The organism is Mesorhizobium sp. RIZ17 (genome assembly GCF_051127865.1).
Taxonomy (GTDB): Bacteria; Pseudomonadota; Alphaproteobacteria; order Rhizobiales; family Rhizobiaceae; genus Mesorhizobium; species Mesorhizobium humile.
Genome location: NZ_CP147861.1, coordinates 2,839,907 through 2,854,233, shown reverse-complemented (window position 1 = coordinate 2,854,233; position 14,327 = coordinate 2,839,907). Strand labels below are relative to the sequence as shown.

At 64.6% G+C, this 14,327-nt stretch carries 13 protein-coding genes; 9 read left to right on the top strand and 4 right to left on the bottom strand.

The annotated features are described in order from the left end of the window. Positions 1 to 168: 168 nt before the first annotated feature. The 7 genes from WDX12_RS13870 to WDX12_RS13840 all read left to right on the top strand — a co-directional run bounded on the left by WDX12_RS13870 (position 169) and on the right by WDX12_RS13840 (position 6,725). Complete coding sequence (locus WDX12_RS13870) at positions 169 to 1,269, top strand: class II histone deacetylase (RefSeq protein WP_320298703.1); 1,101 nt, start codon at positions 169 to 171, stop codon at positions 1,267 to 1,269. Between the two features lie 24 nt (positions 1,270 to 1,293). After that, entirely contained in the window at positions 1,294 to 2,643 is a 1,350-nt protein-coding gene (locus WDX12_RS13865) for an ABC transporter substrate-binding protein (protein ID WP_320298702.1), read from the top strand. A gap of 4 nt (positions 2,644 to 2,647) precedes the next feature. Next, positions 2,648 to 3,448 (top strand): ABC transporter ATP-binding protein, encoded by an 801-nt coding sequence (locus WDX12_RS13860; RefSeq protein WP_320298701.1) that lies wholly within the window; start codon positions 2,648 to 2,650, stop codon positions 3,446 to 3,448. After that, complete coding sequence (locus tag WDX12_RS13855) at positions 3,441 to 4,151, top strand: ABC transporter ATP-binding protein (protein ID WP_320298700.1); 711 nt, start codon at positions 3,441 to 3,443, stop codon at positions 4,149 to 4,151. Before WDX12_RS13860 ends, WDX12_RS13855 begins: the two co-directional genes overlap by 8 nt. A 3-nt stretch (positions 4,152 to 4,154) precedes the next feature. Further along, positions 4,155 to 5,033 (top strand): branched-chain amino acid ABC transporter permease, encoded by an 879-nt coding sequence (locus WDX12_RS13850; protein ID WP_320298699.1) that lies wholly within the window; start codon positions 4,155 to 4,157, stop codon positions 5,031 to 5,033. After that, complete coding sequence (locus tag WDX12_RS13845) at positions 5,030 to 6,004, top strand: branched-chain amino acid ABC transporter permease (RefSeq protein WP_434725240.1); 975 nt, start codon at positions 5,030 to 5,032, stop codon at positions 6,002 to 6,004. The genes WDX12_RS13850 and WDX12_RS13845 overlap by 4 nt, the downstream gene beginning before the upstream one ends. Positions 6,005 to 6,344: 340 nt before the next feature. After that, on the top strand, positions 6,345 to 6,725 hold the full coding sequence (locus tag WDX12_RS13840) for an acyl-CoA thioesterase (RefSeq protein WP_434725239.1): 381 nt from the start codon (positions 6,345 to 6,347) through the stop codon (positions 6,723 to 6,725). A 24-nt stretch (positions 6,726 to 6,749) separates the two neighbouring features. Here WDX12_RS13840 and WDX12_RS13835 read toward each other — a convergent pair whose 3' ends face one another. The 4 genes from WDX12_RS13835 to WDX12_RS13820 form a co-directional block, all read right to left on the bottom strand. After that, positions 6,750 to 7,850: an alcohol dehydrogenase family protein gene (locus WDX12_RS13835; RefSeq protein ID WP_434725238.1), complete on the bottom strand. Its 1,101-nt coding sequence runs from the start codon at positions 7,848 to 7,850 to the stop codon at positions 6,750 to 6,752. Between the two features lie 22 nt (positions 7,851 to 7,872). Beyond that, positions 7,873 to 9,252, bottom strand: coding sequence for an aspartate aminotransferase family protein (locus WDX12_RS13830; protein ID WP_434725237.1), 1,380 nt, complete (start codon positions 9,250 to 9,252; stop codon positions 7,873 to 7,875). Positions 9,253 to 9,431: 179 nt separating this feature from the next. Then, positions 9,432 to 10,925: an NAD-dependent succinate-semialdehyde dehydrogenase gene (locus WDX12_RS13825; RefSeq protein WP_434725236.1), complete on the bottom strand. Its 1,494-nt coding sequence runs from the start codon at positions 10,923 to 10,925 to the stop codon at positions 9,432 to 9,434. Between the two features lie 360 nt (positions 10,926 to 11,285). Next, on the bottom strand, positions 11,286 to 11,774 hold the full coding sequence (locus WDX12_RS13820; RefSeq protein ID WP_320298693.1) for an Lrp/AsnC family transcriptional regulator: 489 nt from the start codon (positions 11,772 to 11,774) through the stop codon (positions 11,286 to 11,288). Between the two features lie 83 nt (positions 11,775 to 11,857). Between WDX12_RS13820 and WDX12_RS13815 the strand changes: the two genes are divergently transcribed. Both WDX12_RS13815 and ehuA read left to right on the top strand, forming a co-directional pair. Further along, on the top strand, positions 11,858 to 13,243 hold the full coding sequence (locus WDX12_RS13815; RefSeq protein WP_434725235.1) for a PLP-dependent aminotransferase family protein: 1,386 nt from the start codon (positions 11,858 to 11,860) through the stop codon (positions 13,241 to 13,243). A gap of 136 nt (positions 13,244 to 13,379) precedes the next feature. Further along, entirely contained in the window at positions 13,380 to 14,165 is a 786-nt protein-coding gene (gene ehuA / locus WDX12_RS13810; RefSeq protein ID WP_140844064.1) for an ectoine/hydroxyectoine ABC transporter ATP-binding protein EhuA, read from the top strand. Positions 14,166 to 14,327: the final 162 nt, after the last annotated feature.

The following is a 14,327-nucleotide window of genomic DNA, read 5'->3' as shown; positions in this document are numbered from 1 at the left end:
TCTTTGTTTTCACGCAATTCCGGACGGAAAACCGCTCACACTTTTCCTGGAATTGCTCTAACCACCCGAATGGGTGGGCTCAAAAAAACCACCCATTACCCGAAGGTGTCGGGACAGCGCTAATGTAGCGGGCCATCATCCAGCCGACATATGCTGGGTGGGAGCCGCATGGCGACTGGTTTCGTTTTCCACGAACTTTATCTTTGGCACAACACCTGGAACTGGAACCAGGTTTTTCCGCCGAGCCTGACGGTTCAGCCCGGCACCCATGCCGAAAATCCCGAGACCAAGCGTCGCCTGCGCAACCTCCTGGAAGTGAGCGGCATCCTCGACCATCTGGTCACCATCAAGCCGCGGCGCGCCACCGTCGAGGAATTGTCGCGGGTCCACACGCCGGCGCATATCGCCAGGATCAGGGAGATCAGCGACCGTGGTTACGGCGACGCCAGCTCACTGACGCCGCTCGGCGCCGGCAGCTATGAAATCGCGCTGCTGGCAGCTGGCGGCGCCATCAAGGCGATGGAAGCCGTCATCACGGGCCAGGTGGACAACGCCTATGCGCTGATCCGTCCGCCCGGCCATCACGCCACCGCCGATGTCGGCATGGGCTTCTGCCTGTTCTCGAACGCCGCCATCGCCATCCGCCATGCTCAGCAGTTGCACGGCCTCACCCGCATCGCGACCGTCGACTGGGACGTGCATCACGGCAACGGCACGCAGGCGATCTTCTACGACGATCCGAGCGTGCTTTCGATCTCGCTGCACCAGGACAATCTGTTCCCGGCCAATTCCGGCGCGATCGCCGAGAACGGCGAGGGCATGGGCAAGGGCTTCAACATCAACGTCCCGCTGCCCCCGGGGTCCGGTCCGGGCGCCTATGCCGCGGCGTTCGAGCGCGTGGTGATCCCGGCGCTGGCGCGCTTCAAGCCGGAGCTGATCGTGGTGCCCTCGGGCTTCGACGCTTCCGGCGTCGATCCGATGGGACGCATGCTGATGAATTCCAGCGGCTACCGCAGGCTGGCGCGCATGCTGCTCGACGCGGCGCGCGAGCTATGCGGCGGGCGCCTGGTGATGACGCATGAAGGCGGCTACTCCGAAATGTACGTGCCTTACTGCGGCCTTGCCGTGATCGAGGAGCTTTGCGGGCACCGCACGGGCGTCGAGGACCCGTGGGACCAGCTGATGGGACAATGGGGTGGAATGTCGGCGCAGCCGCATCAGACGGCGATCATCGACCAGGCGGCCGAACTGGTCAAAAACATAAACTGACAAAAACTTAACAGGGGAATCGAGATGAAGCGCAGTTCGAAACTCACCACGCCGAACGTGATTGCCGGCTCGCGCCGCAATTTCCTGATAAAGGGCGGGCTTGCGACCGCCGCAACGCTGACCGGCATGCCCGCCATGCTGCTTTCGATGAACAACGAGGCGCGCGCCGAAGGCGATCCGATCCCGGTCGGCCAGTGCGGGCCGACCACCGACTTCGCCGCGCCCGACGGCATCGAGTTCAAGAACGGCCTAACGCTCGCCTGCGAGGAGATCAACGCGCTGGGCGGCATCCTCGGTCGGCCGCTCGAACCGTCCTTCGAGGACACCGCGCAGATGGGTGACGCCACCAACGTGCAGGCGGCGCAGCGCCTCGTCGACCGGCATGGCGTGCACGCGATCCTCAACGGCTACAACATCGGCTCGGGTGCCGCGATCCAGGAGGTCGCCGCCGACAACGGCATCATCTATGTCCACTACGACACCACGATCGGCCACAACAACCTGGTGAAGTCCAACCCGGACCGCTACTGGGGTTCGTTCCAGGGCGATCCCGCCGAATACTGGTATGGTCCTGGCTTCCTGAAGTTCCTGCAAGGCCTGGAAGAGAACGGCGAGTGGAAGCGCAAGAACAACAAGATGGCGGTGATCCTGTCGGCCGGCGTCTACGCCTCCAACATCGCCAACGCCGTCAAGGAGCAAGCCAAGAGCTATGGCTGGGACATCAGCCTGTTCGAGACCGTCAGCGTGCCCGCTTCGGAATGGGGACCGACGCTGGCCAAGATCCGCCAGGATCCGCCCGCGGTGATCTGCATCACCCACTTCCTGCCCGCCGATCTCGGGCAGTTCGCGCTGCAGTTCGCCTCCAACCCGACGCCGAGCCTGGTCTACATGCAATACGGTCCGTCGATCCCGGCCTTCCGCGACATCGCCAAGCAGGCGGCCAACGGCATCATCTACGCGACCGTCGTCGGCGCGCTGCAGGACGAGATCGGCACCGCCTTCGAGAAGCGCTACAAGGCAAAGTTCGGCCCGAACGCCGGCCACAATTCCGGCGCGCAGCCCTATGACGGCGCCTATGTCTGGGCGACCGCCGCGGCACTTGCAGGCGGTACGGGCGAACCCGGCAACAACGACCAGAACCGCAAGGTTGCGGCGCGGATGAGCGCAATGATATGGCGCGGCGTCACCGGAACGACCCGCTTCATGCCGCTCGAGAACGCCGCCTACACCTATCCCACCCAGGTCAACGATTCATCGCTCGGCATGCCGCATCAGTTCCTGCAGATCCAGGACTACACCAAGGGTCCCGGCCTGATCGCGCCGGCGCCATACGGCACGACCAAGTTCATGACGCCGCCATGGATCAAGGCCTAGCCGGATGACGCAAGACGCCGCCGCGACGCCATTGCTGTCGTGCAGGCATGTCGGCAAGTCCTTCGGCGCGCTCGCGGCGGTCCGCGATCTGTCCTTCGATGTCGGGGCTGGAGAAATCCTCGGCATCGGCGGGCCGAACGGCGCCGGCAAGACGACGCTGTTCGAGGTGATATCGGGCCTGAACCCGGCCACCACGGGCGCGATCGTTCTCGACGGCCAGGACATCACCGGGCATGCGCCCGAGCAGATATGCCATGCCGGCGTTGCCCGCACCTTCCAGCTCAACGCCGGCTTCGACAGCATGACGGCGCGCGATAACGTGCTGGTCGGCGCCTATTTCGGCCGGAGCAACCGGGCCGTGCCGACGCTGCGCGCCGGACGCGCGGCGGATGAGGCGGCCGATACCGCGCTTGAAATGCTCGGCATCGCCGACCGTGCCGACGAGGTCACCGGCAAGCTGCCGGTGCTCGACCGCAAGCTCTTGATGATGGCGAGCGCCATGGCGACGAAGCCGAAACTGCTGCTGATGGACGAGCCCGTCGGCGGCCTTACTGCCCGCGAGGTGGATCGCGTGATGGATGCCGTGCGCGCCATCAAGGCGGCGGGCGTCACCATCATCCTCATCGAGCATGTGATGCGCTTCCTGGTTCGCCTCTCCGACCGCATCATGATCATGCATCACGGCGAAAAGATCTTCGAAGGCCTGCCGACAAAGCTGCTCGACGACCGCACCGTCGTCGACGTCTATCTCGGCCAGGGCGCTTCCGAGCGGCTGCGCTCCTTCATGGAAAACACGCATGGCTGAGGCGGCGCTCGAGATCGTCGACGCCAGCGCCGGCTATGCCGGCCGCATCGTGCTCGACGCCATCAAACTGTCGGCCAGGAAGGGTGAACTCACCGCCATTGTCGGTCCCAACGGCCATGGCAAGAGCACCCTGCTCAAGGCGATTTCCGGACTTGTCCCGGTGACGTCGGGCGAGATCCGCCTTGACGGCTCACGCATCGATCGTCTGCGTCCCGACCAGATCGTCGAACGCGGCGTCATCCAGGTTCCGCAGGGCGACCTGCTCTTTCCGGCGATGACCGTGCACGAGAACCTGCTGATGGGCGCCTACGCCAACAGCAGCGGCTCCGCCGAACGGCTCGACTTCGTCTTCACGCTGCTGCCCAAGCTGAAGGAGCGCCGCAACCAGACCGCCGGCACGCTTTCAGGCGGGGAGCGGCGCATGTGCGGCATCGGCCGCGGCCTGATGGCTGGCGGCGAGGTGCTGATGCTCGACGAGCCTTCGCTCGGACTGGCGCCGATTGTCATCGAGCAGATCTACGAGGTCATCTTCAACCTCAGGCGGGAAGGCCGCACCATCCTTCTCGTCGAGGAGAATGCCGAGCGGATCGCCGAGCATGCCGACATGATCCACCTGCTCGACAATGGCCGCATCGCCTGGTCGGGCCTGGGCGCCGAACTGATGGCGCGTCCGGAAATCGTCGAAACCTATCTCGGAGTGTGAGCGATGGACGTCCTGATCCAGATCGTTGCTTCCGGCCTGACGCTCGGCGCCATGTATGCGGTCGCCACCATCGGCCTCTCGCTGGTCTACGGCTCGCTCAACATGCTCAACATGGCGCATGGCGCCATCCTGACGCTCGGCGGCTATATCTGCTACGCGGCCATCGTCCATGCCGGCCTGCATCCGGCGCTGGCCCTGCTCGCCGCAGCAGCCGTCTGCGCGCTGGTCGGGCTGCTGATCTATTTCAGCGCGGCGCTGCCGCTGCTGAGGGCCGAGAATTTCGAGACCAACATCTTCATCGCCACCATAGGCATCGGCAGCGTCATCGAGAATTTGATGCTGAAGGGGTTTGGACCTTATCCGATCCCGCAGCCGCTCGCGGTGGGCGGCCAGGTGGTCATCGGCAATGTGCACATTCCGTTGCAGAACGTCTTCATCCTCGGCGTCGCCATCGTGCTGATGGCGGCGGTCGCCATCCTCATGCAGCGCACCAGCGCCGGCCGCGCCATTCGCGCCACCTCGATGAACCGCGAGGCGGCGCAGCTCATGGGCGTCAGGGTCGGCCGGATCTACGCGCAGGTGCTGGCGCTCTCCGGCGCGCTTGCCGCCGTTTCCGGCATCATGATCAGCTCGATCGCCACGCTGACGCCCGTTATGGGCGGCGACCCGATGCTGAAGGCCTTCATCGTCTGCGTGGTCGCGGGGCTCGGCAATGTCTACGGCGCCGTCATCGCGGCGATCGCGCTCGGCCTGCTCGAAGCCGCCACCCAATATGTGCTCGGCGTGCGCTGGAGCTTCGCCACCTTGCTGCTTCTCGTCATCCTCGTGCTGATCTGGCGACCCTACGGCCTGTTCGGCAAACAGCAGGTGGTGCGCCTATGACATCCATCCGCCGCGACATACTGATCGGCCTCGTCTGCCTGGCTCTCGCCGCCGCACTGCCGCTCGCCATGCCCGGGCGCTACGTCATCACCCAGTCGACGCTGTTCTTCATCTGGGCGATCGTGGTGGTGCAGTGGAACCTCGTGCTCGGCATGGGCGGCATCTTCTCGCTGGCGCAGATGGCGCTGTTCGCCACCGGCGCCTATGCCACCGCGATGCTGGGGTTCTACTGGAAGGTGCCCATGCTCGCCGCCATCCCGATGGCCGGCATCGTCACCGTCGCCATGGGCATGCTGATCGGCCTCGCCTGCCTGCGCCTGCGCGGCCCCTATGTGGCGCTGCTGACGCTGGCGATCGCGCAGGTCATGTATGTGCTGATCGTCAACGACACCGACTGCTTCACCACCGTCGGCGGCTGCATGCCCCTGTTCGGCGGTGTGCGCGGCATCGGCCAGTTCGGCGATATCGGCCTGCGCGCGCTGTTCCCGTCGAAATGGTACATCGCCCACTATTATGTCGGGCTGGCGCTGCTGGCGGTCGCGGTCGCGATTTCGATCGTCGTCATCAGGGGACCTCTGGGCCTTGCCTTCCGGGCACTCCGCGACAATCCGGGCTATGCCATGTCGCGCGGCATCAGCCGTTTCAAATACCAGCTCTGGATCTTCGCGGTCTCCGCCTTCTTCACCGGCATCGCCGGCGGCTTCTACGCCGTGCATTTCCGCGTCGTCGGCCCGACGGTCTTTTCCTTCTCGACGCTCTTGTTCCTGATCGCGATGATCGTCATCGGTGGCCTCGGCTCGATATGGGGCCCCCTGCTCGGCGCCGCGGTGCTGATGTTGGCCGACGAAGGCATGCGGGAACTGTCCGACTACCGCAACATCGGCCTTGGGCTCCTGCTGGCGGTCTTCGTCATCGCATGGCCGAACGGGCTGAACGGCTGGCTGCAGCGAAGCCTAACCAGCCGCAATTGACTACAGCTTTCATCGCCGCCGTGGGCGAGGGCAAACGCAGGCGGTCCGGCGAGAACGCCGGGTCTTGACCGGGCGAACAAGGCCGGGCTCTTGCCTTTAAAGCGCGTCGCGCTGAAACGGATTCAGGCGACGCGCTTTAAGTCTTTGTTTTGATGCATGTCGTTGTCCCAGAATCGCCGCACACTTCTGGGCGACATGCATTAGGCTCTCTACAGCGATGACCAATTTCCCGTTAGATATGCCGGTGCGATAATCGAGATCAATTGAATTGTCGGGAGCAAAAATGATCCTACTGACGAGAGCTGTGGTTCAGCCCTGGAATTGCGACATGATGGGCCACATGACAACGCGGTTCTACGTCGCCTTTTTCGACGACGCCATCAACATCCTGCTGGGACAGGCGACCGGCTGGGCGCCGACGACGCCCGAATGGGCCGACAGGGGATGGGCCGACGTCCGGCATGAGATCGACTTCGTCGGCGAAGTGCCGTCGGGGGTCATCGTGGAAATCTACGGCACGGTCCGCACTGTCGGCCGCACGTCCATCCAGACGGATTACGAGATGCGCAGGCTACATGGCGGCGAGCTCGCGGCCAAGCTGGCTGCCAAGACGGTCTTCTTCAACCTTGCGGAACGGAAATCCACCCCGCTGACGGAGCCGATGCTCGAGCGCCTGAAATCCTGGATGGCCGCCGCTCCCAGTCACGGCAGCGAAGCCTGAAGACCCTTCGGCGCTCTTTCCAGGTCAGGCGCCCCTCCACATCGCGTCCGGCACCACCACCAGCTTGCCGACGAAATCCTTGCCCATGAAATCGGTCTGGGCGCGGTGGAAATCGGAGAGCTTGTAGACGCCGCCGACCAGCGGCCTGATCTTCTTTTCCTCGATGTAGCGCACGATGCGGCGGAAGTCCTCCCGCGTGCCCTGGCTCGAGCCGTGGAGCTGCAGCTGCTTCAGATACATGGTGCGCAGATCGAGCTGCACGACCGGCCCGGCGATGGCGCCCGCTGTGGTGTAGCGGCCCTCGGGCCGCAGGATGCGCAAGAGGTCGTTGAAGATGGCGCCGCCGACGAGGTCTGCCACCACGTCAATGGGTTGGCCGCCAGTCGCTTCATTGACGGCGGTAAGCAGGTCGGCCACGCCGCGCGTGATCACCTTCTCGGCGCCAATGTCGAGCACGGCCTGCTCCTTGCCCTTGCCGACGACGGCATAGGGGATGGCGCCGCGCGCCCGTGCCAGTTGCACGATGCCGGAGCCAACGCCGCCAGAGGCGCCGGTGACCAGCACCCGCTCGCCGGCCTTCAGCGCCGCGCGCTCCAGCATCTGCTCGCCGGTGAGATAGGCGCAACAGAAGGTGGCGAGCTCGACATCGCTGAGCTCAGTGTCGACGACATGCGCGTTCTCGGCCGGCAGCGCCTGGTATTCGGCATAACCGCCATCGCGGCCATGGCCCATATAGTCGATGTCGGCCAGCGAATCGTCGTCGCGGTTGTAGATGGAGAAGTCGACCATCACGCGTTCGCCGATGCGGTTCGCTGGCACGCCGTCGCCGACAGCGACGATCGTCCCAACAGTGTCGGTGCCCTGGATGCGCGGGAAGGTCAGCGTGTTGCCTTGGCGGCGCCAGGTCGAAACCGCCCCGGCGTCTTCCTCCGTGCCATAGGCGCCCTGGCGCACCCAGACATCGGTGTTGTTCATGCCGCAGGCGCTGACCTTGACCAGCACTTCGCCGGCGGCCGGCGCGGGCACTTTCACGGCGGTGCGGTAAACGAGCTTCTCCAGGCCGCCATGGCCGGTAAGCTGCACGGCGGCCATGGTTGCGGGAACGGTTCTGGTCATGGCATTCATGTCGCTTCTCAAATGTCGCTTCTCAGATATTGGCGAGGACGCTGTTCACCGCGTCGGCGGTCTTCGCGACGACGATGTCGGCCTCCTCCCGCGTCAGGCAAAGCGGCGGCGCGAAGCCGAGGATGTCGCCTTGCGGCATCGCGCGGCCGATGACGCCACTAGCGGCCAGCGCCGTGGCGATCTGCGGCCCGACCTTCAGCGCGGGGTCGAAGAACACACGGTCATCGCGGTCCTTCACGAACTCGACCGCCGCCAGCATGCCGTCGCCGCGCACTTCGCCGACGTTCCGGTGACCGCCGACGGCCTTGGCGAGCTCGGCGCGGAAGTATGCGCCGGTCTCGCCGGCGTTCCGCACCAGGTTCATCTCGTCGATCAGCTCGAGATTGGCGACACCCGCGGCAACGCAGATCGGATGCGCCGAATAGGTCCAGCCATGGCCGAGCGAACCCAGCTTGTCGGAGCCCTTGACCAGCACCTGCCAGACCTTGTCGGAAACGATGACGCCGGACAGCGGCGCATAGGCCGAGGTCAGGCCCTTGGCGATGGTGATCAAGTCCGGCTTCATACCGTAATGGTCGGAGCCGAACATGGTGCCGAGACGGCCGAATCCGGTCACCACTTCGTCGGCGACGAGCAGCACGTCATACTTGTTCAGCACGGCCTGGATCTTCTCCCAATAGCCGGCCGGCGGCGGCACGATGCCGCCGGTGCCGAGGATCGGCTCGCCGATGAAGGCGGCCACCGTGTCCGGCCCCTCGGCGAGGATCATTTCCTCCAGCTTGTCGGCGCAATGTTGCGAGAACTGCTCCTCGCTCATCGAGCGGTCGGCGCGGCGGAAATAATAAGGCGCTTCGGTGTGCAGGATCGGCGCTCGCGGCAGGTCGAAGGCGTTGTGGAACAGCTCGAGCCCGGTCAGCGACCCGGTCATCACGCCGGAACCGTGATAGCCGCGCCAGCGCGAGATGATCTTCTTCTTTTCCGGCCGTCCGAGAACATTGTTGTAGTACCAGATCAGCTTGATGTTGGTTTCGTTGGCGTCGGAACCGGAGAGACCGAAATAGACGCGGCTCATGCCCTTCGGCGCGCGGTCGATGATCATCTTGGCAAGGGTGATCGAGGCCTCGGTGCCGTGGCCGACATAGGCGTGATAGTAGGCGAGGTTCTTCGCTTGGCTTGCGATGGCATCGGCGATCTTCTGGCGGCCGTAACCGACATTGACGCAATAGAGGCCGGCAAAGGCGTCGATGCTCTTCTTGCCGGTGTTGTCCCAGACGGTGACGCCTTCGCCGCCGGCCATGATGCGCGCCGGCGATTCACCCCGCGCGTGCGTGCCCATATGCGTCGAGGGATGGAAGAAGTGGTCGCGATCCCAGGCGGAGAGTTCGTTAGATTGTTCGAGCATGTTTTACTCCTTAAGAAAATTGCCTTGGCGCGACCCAAAGGTGTGTCGAGATCCAGGTCAGGCCGAGCTGAAAATGGGTGGCTTCCGAGAACCGGAGCGGAGCGTACTTCAGTACGTGAGCACCGGAAGCGTAGGAAGCCGGCATTTGCAGGCCGGCATCACCTGGATATCGACGCACCTTACGCCACGTCCAGGCAGAGGTATTTCAGATCGGTGAAAGCTTCGAGCCCGTGGCGCGAGCCTTCGCGACCGATGCCGGACTGCTTGACGCCGCCGAACGGAATCGGCGCGCCGGTGATCTTGACGCGGTTGATCGCGACCATGCCGTAGTCCAGCGCGCGGCCCATGCGCGCCTGGCGCGCGCCATTCTCGCTAACGACATAGGCGACGAGGCCGTATTCGGTGGCGTTGGCGCGGGCGACGACTTCCGCCTCGTCGTCGAACGAGGTGACGGCGGCGACCGGGCCGAACGTCTCTTCACGCATGATCAACGCTTCGTCCGGCACATCGACGAGCAGCGTCGGCTGGTAGAACAGCGGGCCGGCCGCGTCACGCTTGCCGCCGGCCAGGCAGCGCGCGCCATGGGTGAGCGCATCGGCGACTTGCTCCTCGACCTTCTTGACCCCGCGCTCATGCATCAGCGGCCCGATATCGGCGTCCGCGGATAGACCGTTGCCGGTGCGGAGCTGCTCGATGCGGCGCGCGAATGCCGCGCAGAAGCGATCATAGATCGGCCGCTGCACATAGATGCGATTGGCGGCGAGGCAATCCTGGCCGGAGGTGGCGAACTTGGCATCGAGCGCGATCGTCACGGCCTTGTCGATGTCGGCATCGTCGAACACGATAAGCGGCGCATGGCCGCCGAGTTCCATGACCAGGCGCTTCATGGTCGCAGCACTCTGCGCCGCGATCAGCCGGCCGACCTCGGTCGATCCGGTGAAGCTCATGGCGCGGACCCTGGCGTCGGCGCACATCGCGCCGACGATGGTGCGCGCATCGCCGGTGACGACGTTGAAGACGCCGGCAGGCAGGCCGGCGCGCTCGCCGAGTTCGGCCAGCGCCAAAGCCGAGAGCGGTGTCTCGGACGACGGATGCGCCACCACCGTGCAGCCGGCGGCCAAAGCCGCGGCCGCCTTGCGGGTGAGCATGGCCGACGGAAAATTCCACGGCGTGACGACCCCGGCCACGCCGAGCGGCTCGCGGCGCACCGACATCTGAGCATTCGGCAGATGGCTGGTGACGCTTTCGGCATTGAGGCGTTTCGCTTCCTCGGCATACCACTCGACGAAGGAAGCGGCGTAGTCGATCTCGCCCAGCGATTCCTTCAGCGGCTTGCCCTGCTCAAGCGTCATCAGCAGCGCCAGATCGTCCTTGGCGGCGACGATCAGATCGAACCATTTTCGCAGGATCTTCGAGCGCTCCTGCGGCAGGGCCGAGCGCCAGCCGTGAAATGCACGCGACGCGGCGTTGATCGCCTTCGTCGTCTGCGCCGCATCGAGCGCGGCCACAAAGGCGACGGTAGCGCCGGTCGCCGGATCGGTAACCTCGAAACTGGCCGCAGCATCGCTCGCCGTCCAGTGGCCGTCGACATAAGCGAGAGCGCGCAACAGCCGGCGGTCGGCGAGCCGGTCCAGCGCTTCATGGTGGTTGGTGCGGGCAAAATGCGCGGACATCGGCGCCTCCATTCGATGCCGAAGCATCGGCCGTGTCAGGCAAAGAATGGGACTGTTTCAGCGGCTGTTGGTAGAGAGATTGTCTCTATTGGCGCGCCGACACAGATGATCTCTCTAGTTGGCCGGCCGGTAGGCGCAGCCGAACCTCGAAAATTGGCCGAGCCTTCTCAACTTCGTCATCCACGGGCGAAGCAAGGAGCGAAGCGACGCGGCGTAGACCCGAGGATCCATGCCGTGACGTTGAGGCGCCGCTACGCTGCAGAATTCTGCTCTGCTGCGCTTTCGATCAAAGTCACGGAATGGATCCTCGGGTCTACGCTCCGCTTCGCGTCGCTCCGCCCGTGGATGACGATGGCGTTTTCATTGTTCCGGCAACAGGTCGGCCACCGGCAGCACGGTCTCGTCCTTGACCGTCTTGGTGACGATGTAGGTGAAGTAGCGGTCGATGCCGATCTCGCGTTCGAGCAGGCTGTCGACCAACCGCTGATAGGCATCGATGTCGCGCGCCATCACCTTCAACACATAGTCGACGCCGCCGCCCACCGACCAGCAGGCGACGATCTCCGGAACATCGCGCACGACCCGCTCGAACCTGTCGAAGTCCGCCTGGCGGTGGTTGGCTAAAGTCACCTCCATCAGCACCGTCGCCACCGGCGCGATGACGCGCATGGCGATCGTGGCGTGATAGCCGGACACGATGCCGGCCTTTTCCAGCTTGCGCAGCCGCATCCAGCACGGCGTCGGCGACAGGCCGACCTTCTCGGCCAGCGCCAGCTTGGTGATGCGCCCATCGCGTTGGATGGCGTCGAGAATCCTGAGGTCGATCGGGTCGAGTTTCGCTGCCGCCATGCGGGATTCGCCTTTCGTTGCAGACACCATGACGATGCATTATTTCGATTGTCAATTGCACTGATTTCGCTCTCTAATATGTCATGACATTATGGCAGCCAGATCCTGCTCTCATCCGCCGCCCGGCCTATCTCTCGCTGGCCGACCAGTTCGCACGCGCGATCCATGACGGGCGGCTCGCCAATGGCGCGCAACTGCCGACGCATCGCCGCCTTGCGGACGACCTGAAGCTTTCGGTGCAAACGGTCAGCCGCGCCTATGAGGAACTGATCCGGCGCGGCCTGATTTCCGGGGAGGTCGGGCGCGGCAGCTTCGTGCAGACGCAGCGCCGCGAACCGGAGCCGCCTTACATCCCGGAGCGCCTCGGCGAGGTCATCGACCTCTCGATCCTGAAGCCGGTCTGCGAGCCGATGCATCTGGAAAAATTGAAGCAGGCGCTGGGGTGGCTGGCCGAGAATCTGCCGTCGAGCTCGGCGCTGTCGTTCCGACCGAACATGGTGTTTCCGCGCCATCGCGCCGTCGCGGTCGAGTGGCTGAAGCTTTGCGGGCTCGAAGCGTCGCCGCAGAATATCTCCCTGACCAACGGCGCCACCGCCGGCATGACGGTGGCGCTGATGAGCGTGGCGCCGCCCGGCTCGACCGTCGCCACGGAGGCGATCGGCCACCACACGCTGGTGCCGCTTGCCCGCTATCTCGGCTTCAACCTCGAGGGCCTGCCGATCGACGGCAACGGGCTGATCCCCGAAGCGCTCGACGAGGCTTGCCGGCTGTCGGACATCCGCGCCGTGTTCGTCCAGCCGTCGGTGATCAACCCGACGGCGACGTTGATGGACGCCACCCGCCGCGAGCAGATAGCCGCCGTTGCCCGCAAGCATGACATCGCGATCATCGAGAACGACGTGCTCGGGCCGCTGGTTGAAGGCCGGCCGGCCGCGGTTGCCGCCTTTGCGCCGGAGCGCACACTCTACGTCACTTCCTTCACCAAGATCACCGTGCCTGGCCTGCGCATCGGCTATCTCGCGGTGCCGGACCGCTACGTCGCCGCCGTCGCCAACCGCCACCTCGTCTCGAACTGGATGGCGACGCCGATGGTGGCGGAGATCGCCACGCGCTGGGTGACCGACGGCACGGCGATGGAACTGGTCAACTGGCAGCGCCAGGCGTTGAAGCGGCGCCAGGAGATCGCCGCCGAAATGCTGGCCGGCGTCGATTATCGCGTCCACCGTGACGGGCTGCATCTGTGGCTCGAGCTGCCGGGCGACCGCGCCGAGGAGAGTTTTGTTTCGCAGGCGCGGCTGCGCGGGGTGGCGATCGCGCCGGGCACCTCGTTCCGCATCGCCGAGACGCCCTGGCATCCGGCCGTGCGCATCTCGCTCGGATCGACCACAGAGGGGGAACTGCGCGCGGGCCTGAGCGTTGTCGCCAAGCTGCTGCTCGGCGATCCGGAGCATCTCCTGCTCGCCATCTGATGCACAAAGGCAGCTCAGATTGCCCTGAAATTGTGCTGCGCCGGAAATATTGTCATGATATTATTTTACCAATTGACATGATTTGACGCGTTTCGCATCGTTAAGGGCATAGGCTTCTCCAGAACGGGGAAATGGATTGCCCGCGCCCATCATCAAGGTTGATGCGATTTCGAAGAGCTTCGGCGCCTTCAAGGTGCTGGACGGCCTGTCGATGCAGGTCATGCCAGGCGAGAAGCTGGCGCTGATCGGCCCGTCCGGCTCCGGCAAGACGACGATCCTGCGCATCCTGATGACGCTGGAGAAGATCGACGGCGGCCACATCCAGGTCGACGGCGAGCAGCTCTACCACATGGAACGCAACGGCCAGCTGCTGCCGGCCGACGAGCGGCACCTGGCCAGGATGCGCCAGAAGATCGGCATGGTCTTCCAGCTCTTCAATCTCTTCCCGCACAAATGCGTCATGGACAATGTGACGCTCGCGCCAATGCTGACCAAGGGCGTCGCCCGCGCCGCCGCCGAAAAGCGGGCGATGGAGCTGCTCGACATGGTGGGCCTCGCCGACAAGGCGAAAGCGATGCCGGCGCAGCTTTCCGGCGGCCAGAAGCAGCGCGTCGCGATCGCCCGGGCGCTGGCGCTGTCGCCCAAGATCATGCTTTTCGACGAGGTCACCTCGGCGCTCGACCCTGAGCTCGTCGAGGAGGTGCTCAACGTCATGCGCAAGCTCGCCGCCGAGACCGACATGACCATGCTTCTGGTCACCCATGAGATGGGCTTCGCCCACGATTTCGCCGACCGCGTGCTGTTCTTCGACCGCGGCCGGATCGTCGAGGAAGGCAAGCCCGATGAGATTTTCCGCCATCCCAAACAGGAAAGAACGCAGAGCTTCCTGAAGAAGATCATCGCGGCCGGACATCGCGTCTGACCGCAATGCAAACGAGCGACGTAGTCGTCTCGGGGCGACGAGGTCGTCCACGGGCGGCCAAAGGCCGTCCCGAGCCGAGCAAACCAAGAAGAGAAACAAGGAGTTGGGAACAATGAAGAAACTTGGCATTCTGGCTGGCGTCGCCGGCCTCGCAGTGAGCGC

Coding starts and splice junctions, on each gene's coding strand:
- WDX12_RS13870 (WP_320298703.1), top strand. CDS start 169: ATGGCGACTGGTTTCGTTTTCCACGAACTTTATCTTTGGCACAACACC.
- WDX12_RS13865 (WP_320298702.1), top strand. CDS start 1,294: ATGAAGCGCAGTTCGAAACTCACCACGCCGAACGTGATTGCCGGCTCG.
- WDX12_RS13860 (WP_320298701.1), top strand. CDS start 2,648: ATGACGCAAGACGCCGCCGCGACGCCATTGCTGTCGTGCAGGCATGTC.
- WDX12_RS13855 (WP_320298700.1), top strand. CDS start 3,441: ATGGCTGAGGCGGCGCTCGAGATCGTCGACGCCAGCGCCGGCTATGCC.
- WDX12_RS13850 (WP_320298699.1), top strand. CDS start 4,155: ATGGACGTCCTGATCCAGATCGTTGCTTCCGGCCTGACGCTCGGCGCC.
- WDX12_RS13845 (WP_434725240.1), top strand. CDS start 5,030: ATGACATCCATCCGCCGCGACATACTGATCGGCCTCGTCTGCCTGGCT.
- WDX12_RS13840 (WP_434725239.1), top strand. CDS start 6,345: ATGACAACGCGGTTCTACGTCGCCTTTTTCGACGACGCCATCAACATC.
- WDX12_RS13835 (WP_434725238.1), bottom strand. CDS start 7,850: ATGAATGCCATGACCAGAACCGTTCCCGCAACCATGGCCGCCGTGCAG.
- WDX12_RS13830 (WP_434725237.1), bottom strand. CDS start 9,252: ATGCTCGAACAATCTAACGAACTCTCCGCCTGGGATCGCGACCACTTC.
- WDX12_RS13825 (WP_434725236.1), bottom strand. CDS start 10,925: ATGTCCGCGCATTTTGCCCGCACCAACCACCATGAAGCGCTGGACCGG.
- WDX12_RS13820 (WP_320298693.1), bottom strand. CDS start 11,774: ATGGCGGCAGCGAAACTCGACCCGATCGACCTCAGGATTCTCGACGCC.
- WDX12_RS13815 (WP_434725235.1), top strand. CDS start 11,858: ATGACATTATGGCAGCCAGATCCTGCTCTCATCCGCCGCCCGGCCTAT.